Source organism: Eubacterium sp. BIOML-A2 (assembly GCF_009680135.1).
GTDB classification, from domain to species: domain Bacteria; phylum Bacillota; class Clostridia; order Lachnospirales; family Lachnospiraceae; genus Faecalicatena; species Faecalicatena contortus_B.
In genome coordinates this window covers 1-6735 of sequence record NZ_WKZK01000099.1, presented here as the reverse complement: position 1 = coordinate 6735, position 6735 = coordinate 1, and the positions used below count along the sequence as shown (strand labels likewise).

Sequence of the window (6735 nt, the reverse complement as noted above, 5' to 3'; positions counted from 1 at the left end):
CCCTCTCCGAAGCCCAATATAATCCGGGCGCCGAGTTCTTCCACGTTTATCATTGTTTTTTTACTCCTCCTATTCCAGATACGATAAATATTGCCAGTGACATCTCTCCTCCCTTAAAATGTGTACGGAAAAGGAAGTGCTGTAAATAGCACCTTTCGGCTGCCGTTCAGCACCTCCCCTTGACTTTCTCAGAGATTCCCGGAGGCTTTGGGGCTGCCGGGAAATGAAATTCACAAACTATAAATTGAGGCGACTATGAAGTCAGGCAGCAATATACAGTATGAACCATGCATTTTCCGACGGCCTCTTCTCCCCGAAGATGTCCCCACATTTGTTACTGTTCAGACGTTACTGTTCAGACCGTGCCGTGCACCTCGCTGCACGGCATCGGAGCCAATAAAGTGATGGTCTCGGGGCATCTGGTCTTTGCTCCGCTTCGGTCCGTGCTAAACATGCGCCACTGGCGCATAGCACCCCTCGCCGCAGGCGACTTTTAATGGGCAGATGCCGTTACTGTGCACACCCGCAGGGTATGCACAGTAACCCACATTCTTATGCAAGACTGACGAGTATAACTCCGACAAGTGCAATTCCAATACCTATCAGACGTTTTGTAGTCAGTTTTTCCTTGTAGGCAACACGTCCAAGAATTACCAGTACAATTGCCAGTAACACATAAGCCAGCAGCAGTCCCACGCTCAAATCCCAGCCTACGCGGAAAAGTAAAATCGTTGAAACTTCCAGGCATACAAGGCAGGCGCCCAACACCGGAGCCGTCCAGTTCGCTTTCTTAATCTCTTTGAAATAGTTTTTATTTTTACTTGTGATAAAGAACATTAAAAGCGCATAAACAATGCAGACCAGGTATGTCAGAGAAACGGAAGCGAAAGTATCTACATCAGAAGGAGTTACCTTTGCAGTTATACTATAAGCAAGATTTGCTACAATCATCAGCAGAACCGGCATCCACATAAGCAGACTCTTCTTTTTCCCTGCAGCATTGCTCTTTGTTTCCTCACCTTCCAACACAGCAGTCTTGTTCTTCTTCTCCGGAGAATTAACCACGTAAAGTCCCAGGATACAAACAACGATACCGCCGCCCTTAATCATAGTCATTGCTTCACCAAAGCAGGCAACACCCACAACTACAGACATCAGTGATACACCGATATTTGCAATCAAGGAACCGATGCTGACATCCCAGCCTACCCGGTATAACAAAATAAGTGCCAGATCAATGAATACAATCGTCAGGCCCAGTACATAAGAAGCCCAGTTCGCTTTGGAAACAGCTGCAAGTATATTCCCTCCAGGATTGGTTACAAAGAATAAAATCACACACAATACCATACCAACCATGTAGCTTAAGGATAGGCTGGCAAACGAATTTACTTTTTCAGGCGTACCTTTTCCTGCCACATTATAGATCGTATTGCCAAACACATTCAGCAAAAGCGGTGCAATAAAAATCAATAATTCCATAATCAGTTTTCGTCCTTTCTATCATCACATACGAGACATGCACTATACCTCGTACACAATACGTCCATCGCAAACAGTGAGTTCCACATTGCAGTTCAAAATGTCATCCACAGGAATCTCAAAGAGATTGCAATCCCAGACAGCAATATCGGCAAGTTTTCCATTTTCCAGGCTTCCAAGTACCGCTTCTTTCCCTGTTTTGTATGCGCCGCCCCATGTATATGCATATAATGCATCCCACAGGGTGAGTTTCTGTTCCGGATTCCAGCCAGAAGCAGGCTGCCCGTCTGGAAATGTACGTGTCACTGCCCTATGCAGGCTGATACGGGGATCATAGGAAACAACCGGAAAATCAGTTCCAAAAGCCAGATGAATCCCATTGTCAAGCATACTCTTAAATGCCCAAAGGCTCTTTGTCCGTACCGGTCCCACACAATCTGCATACTGCTCGTCCTCATATGTTGGAAAGAGCGCCAGATGCTGCGGCTGTACAGAACAGATAATGCCTGCCTTTGACATACGTTCCCAGTCTTTTGGTGAAGACATATCCAGATGCTCAATGGACATCCTGGAAGCCGTCTCACCATTTTCTGCAATGGCATCCTCATACATCTCGATGGTTTTACGCACTGCGCCATCGCCTACTGCATGGAACTGCAGGTTGATACCATTTTTATGATATTCCTTCACGCGCTGCGCATCATATTCCAAATCTGTTGCCCAGAAGTTATAGTCTGCGTCCGCATCGTCTGTATAAGGCTCCAGCAGCAAACCAGTATGTGCAACAACAATACCATCCACAAATTCCTTGACCCCTGAATAGTAAATCATTTGCTCCGGATCGCCGTATTTCTCGGTGTGCTCCAATGCTTCCTCAATCGTACCAGTCAGGCATGTAGCATAATTATACCGAAACTTCAGTGCACCCTCATCAGCCATGTCATTTAACACGTCCAGGTTTCCCATATTGTAATTATTCAGTGCACGCATATCAATCAAAGAAGTGACACCATACTTACAAATGTCCTCACTCTTTTCTTCCATCAGCTTGCGTTCCTTTGCATAAGGAATATTAAATGCAAGCCGCACAACCGGGTTCTGCGCTTCCTCAACCAGATATCCCGTGATATGCCCCTGCTCATCCCGTTCAAAACGGCCAAACCGCGGATCCGGAGTATCCGGTGCCAGTCCGGCTAATTCCAAAGCTTTAGAATTTACCCATGCAGCATGAAGGTCGCTGTCGTAAATATATACCGGACGCTCCGGAAAATATTGATCCAGAATTTCCTTTGTCGGCGGCTTCGGGTCATCCCACTCCGCAATCACAAAACCACAGGAACTCAGCCATTCTCCTTCTTCATACTCGTCTTCATGTGCCTGATAGTACTCGTACAGCGATTTTGCACATTCTTCTGCGCTCGAATACCCTCCAACATAAGGCGCTGACATCATGTAGGCCCCTGCAAACAAATGGACATGTGAATCGCATATCCCCGGTGTTATTAATTTGGTGCCAAAATCTCTGACATCCGTGTCCTCATCTGCCAGTGCAAGCACTTCCTCTTTTGAGCCTATGCAAAGAATTTTATTATCTGCAATGGCTACCCCTCCTGAAACCATCCCCAGTGAACCTGCGGTAAATATGTTTTCACTTAGCAAAATCATATCTGTTTTCATCCTTTATGTTCCTCCTGTAATTTTATGTATTAAAATATAGCAATTGTTAATTTGAATGTAAATCAATATTATTTTTGGATTCTTTCGTTTTTTTATGATTCTTTCATTTTTTTACTATCATGATAATTTTTTTAATTATTCTCCATATTTTTTGTGCAACTATTCTATGACTCAAAGCAGGTGATAGTGATTAATCTTCATTTTCTCACAGTATCGCCAAGTAAACACGCACAAAAAGGAATACCATAGTTGAATATCAACATATGGCATCCATTTTCTTCTGTTACAACATCTATTCCCTTGAAATTCACCTGCGCTGAAGGGTGCTGCGAGCCATTACATACGTTTAGCATGGGAGCATTTCATCTCACATTATACACTTTCTATGAGTTGCTAATTATGTTATAGTATAATAAATGTACTCTCTTTCACTGAAAAGAAAGGATATCCTGTGAATAAAAAAACGAACGTTAAAGTTGATTATTTATATAAAGTTTTGCTTCTCTGTTCTGTACTGGTTTTTCTGTATGTGTTCTACAGCATCTTTCATATAGAACATATGCCGGACAGCCGTTTTATACCAGATCCGCCTGTCAGTTTATCCGAAGGCTGGTATACCCTTGATGCTTCGGGCGGAAAAACTACTCTGCCTGAGCTCAATACCTGGAGTATAAAAAGTGATGCTCCTGTAACAATCCGCAGGGAACTGCCCCCGCTGTCCGATAAGGATTACCTGTTCATTGAGAATAACTTTAACTACATAAAGGTCTTTGTTGACGGTACCTGTATCTATGATTATTCTGACGATACCGTAGACCTGCCTGCCAATATGTCGGGACATTTCATCTGCCAGATTCCGCTTGACCGTGACTTTTCCGGAAGAACCTTATCTGTTGAGATTACTCAGCCCCATACGTTTCTCAGTGTCGGAATTAAAGATATCTCAATAGGCACGGCAAGCTCCTATATTACAAAATATCTTTATTCTCATGCCGAACTAATCATCAGTCTATTCATAATGCTTCTTGCCAGCCTGTGCCTGTTTTCTGCCTTTCTCTGGCAGAAGTACAGAAAGCTGGATTACAATTATTCCGTATTTGGTGAACTTTCGCTTCTGACACTAATTTCGGCTTTATGGATATTTACCGATTCCCAGCTTCCTCAGCTGTTTTGGGGGAATACTGTCGCCGTCTGTGTCCTCTCTTTCTTCAGTTTTATGGTGCTGCCACTGCCTATGCTTTCTATCACCAGCACACTATGCCAGGACAGCCGGAGAGTTCTCGCACGTATGAAATGTGTTCTGATATTAAATGCTACAGTCCAGGGCATTTTATACTCTTTGGGAAATGTCAGCCTGGTCCTGATGCTTCCGATTACACATAGCCTGATCGTGCTGAACGGCATTGTACTGCTTCTATTTTTACTGCACAGGCTCAAAGGCAGTTCTTCCCATTTTGCAAAACCTATGCTGCTTTCCCTGATTCTGCTGATCCTCTCCGCAGTACTGGCGCTGATACAATTTTATATCAACCCGCAGGCAGATAACAGCCGGTTCTACCGCTATGGCTTTATTTTATTTATTTCGATCCTGATCTACGTAAGCGTTAAAGCCATGCTGGGTTTTGTCAATGACTATACCGAGCATAAAATACTGAAAAAGCTGGCTTACACAGATATCCTCACAAACGTGGGCAGCAGGCTGGCATTTGAAGAATTCATGAATGAACTCCGAAGCCGCACAACCCCGTTTCCCGGAGTATTTTATGTCTGTGACCTGAACAATCTAAAAGTGACCAATGATACTTACGGCCACAAGGCAGGCGATATTATACTAAAAGAAGCTGCCCGCTGCATGTCAAAAATCTTCCAGGATTCCGGAAAAGTCTTCCGGATCGGAGGCGATGAATTCGCCGCTTTCATTCAGGCCCCGTTCCATGAACTGCCCGATTACGTCTCTATGCTGGAGAAAGAAATCGAGAGTGCGGACAGTTCCTGTGAGTATAACTTTTCTCTTTCAATTGGCTGGAATGCTTCTGATACAATTATAGGAAATGAAATAGACAGGGTATTCCGGCAGGCAGACGATGACATGTATAAAAGCAAGATGAAATACCGGAAAGAAAACAGTATAAAGTCAATACGTGATCAATAAAGGCAGCGTTGTTAGCGCTGCCCTTTCCTTTTATGAAAAACCGCTTCTCTTGCCACTTCTGCTGCATTCATTGCATTCGATGTATAAAAATCTGCTCCGATTTTTCCGGCAAAGGATTCCGTAACAGGAGCTCCCCCAACCATCAGTATATATTTATCCCGCAGCCCCCTTCTCTCCAGTTCAGCCGTACACTCTTCCATCCGGATCATCGTCGTGGTAAGCAGTGCTGACATACATATAATATCCGCGCCAATTTCCTCAGCCTTATCAATGAATACTGAAGTTTCCACATCAACGCCCAGATCATAAGTTTCAAATCCGGCGCCTTTGAGCATCATAATGACCAGATTCTTCCCGATATCATGCAGATCTCCAAAGACCGTGCCAACAACAGCCTTCCCCACTGGTTCCGCCCCCGCGGCAGCCAATCTGGGTTCAAGCTCCTTCAACCCCGCATGCATCGCGCTTGCCGCAACCAGAACCTCAGCAACAAAGACTTTATTATGCTTAAACTTCAGCCCAAGCTCCATCATTCCCGCAAGAAGCCCTTCCTCCAATATCACTTTGGGATCTATATCCTCGGCCAGAGCCTGCCGGATCAGAGCCTTGACCATCTTAGCCTTTCCTAATTGAAGATATTCATTAATCTCCTGAATCAGTTCCATACTTTTACCCCCGACCTGACCTCAGTGGGGAATACCGATTTTTCTTCGCCCGCCACTGCCGTTAACCTAGTTTTTATTGATTCATCCCTCCGCCTATAGGGGGGCAGAATCCTCATTTATCTTGTCAAAAATAGTATAACTATAAGAATCATATCACATCATTCGAATAATTATCTCATACGTTCAAGCATTTTACAAACAAAATCGGGATTTAGTCGGCTAGCTTTAGCCTAGTCGGCGGATGGGGACGCTTTATGACAGGGAGGCCGGGGAGGCGCTGGGGCTGTATATGCCGTTGCGATATGCACCCGTGCTGCAAAGTGATTCTAGAACACCCGATGCCGGATAGGCGGGTACACTGAACACATCACGGGAAATCTGATGATTTCCCGCGCTGGGTTCAGCAACAACTTGATTTGGTGATCAAGTTTTTCCCCGCCTATCCGGCATCGGCTGTTCAAGAATCACTAAGCGCATTCCAGCATTTCGCAACGGCATATACAGCCCCAGCACCTTCCCGGTCTCCCTGTCATAAAGCTGGCTCATCCAATCGGCAGGAAAGCTCGCCAACCGGGTGGGATCCCGGACCAGGGCAGCGGATGTGGATTGGCTATGCGTGTCTTTTCATCTTCAAGATGTGTATTGAATTATTTTGATACCGGAAGCGTATCCCCTTGCTTTTTACACCTACTGGGGACATAAAAGTCCCGCCAATTCTATATCCATACGCTGCCCCCGTTTGAGGCCCCTCCTTAGAAA

At 44.9% G+C, this 6735-nt stretch carries 4 protein-coding genes; 1 reads left to right on the top strand and 3 read right to left on the bottom strand.

Annotated elements, in window-relative coordinates; genetic code table 11:
* Nucleotides 1-552: 552 nt before the first annotated feature.
* Nucleotides 553-1482 carry an EamA family transporter gene (locus GKG43_RS22355; protein WP_055155374.1) on the bottom strand — a complete coding sequence of 310 codons (930 nt, stop codon included), beginning with the start codon at nucleotides 1480-1482 and terminating at the stop codon, nucleotides 553-555.
* 42 nt (nucleotides 1483-1524) lie between these two features.
* A complete protein-coding gene (locus GKG43_RS22350) occupies nucleotides 1525-3159 on the bottom strand; it encodes an amidohydrolase (protein ID WP_129880096.1) in 1635 nt (544 codons plus the stop codon).
* Between the two features lie 451 nt (nucleotides 3160-3610).
* Here GKG43_RS22350 and GKG43_RS23810 point away from each other — a divergent pair, with 451 nt between their 5' ends.
* Complete coding sequence (locus GKG43_RS23810) at nucleotides 3611-5311, top strand: GGDEF domain-containing protein (protein ID WP_055155372.1); 1701 nt, start codon at nucleotides 3611-3613, stop codon at nucleotides 5309-5311.
* 11 nt (nucleotides 5312-5322) lie between these two features.
* Here GKG43_RS23810 and GKG43_RS22340 read toward each other — a convergent pair whose 3' ends face one another.
* Nucleotides 5323-5976 (bottom strand): corrinoid protein, encoded by a 654-nt coding sequence (locus GKG43_RS22340; RefSeq protein ID WP_129880094.1) that lies wholly within the window; start codon nucleotides 5974-5976, stop codon nucleotides 5323-5325.
* Nucleotides 5977-6735: the final 759 nt, after the last annotated feature.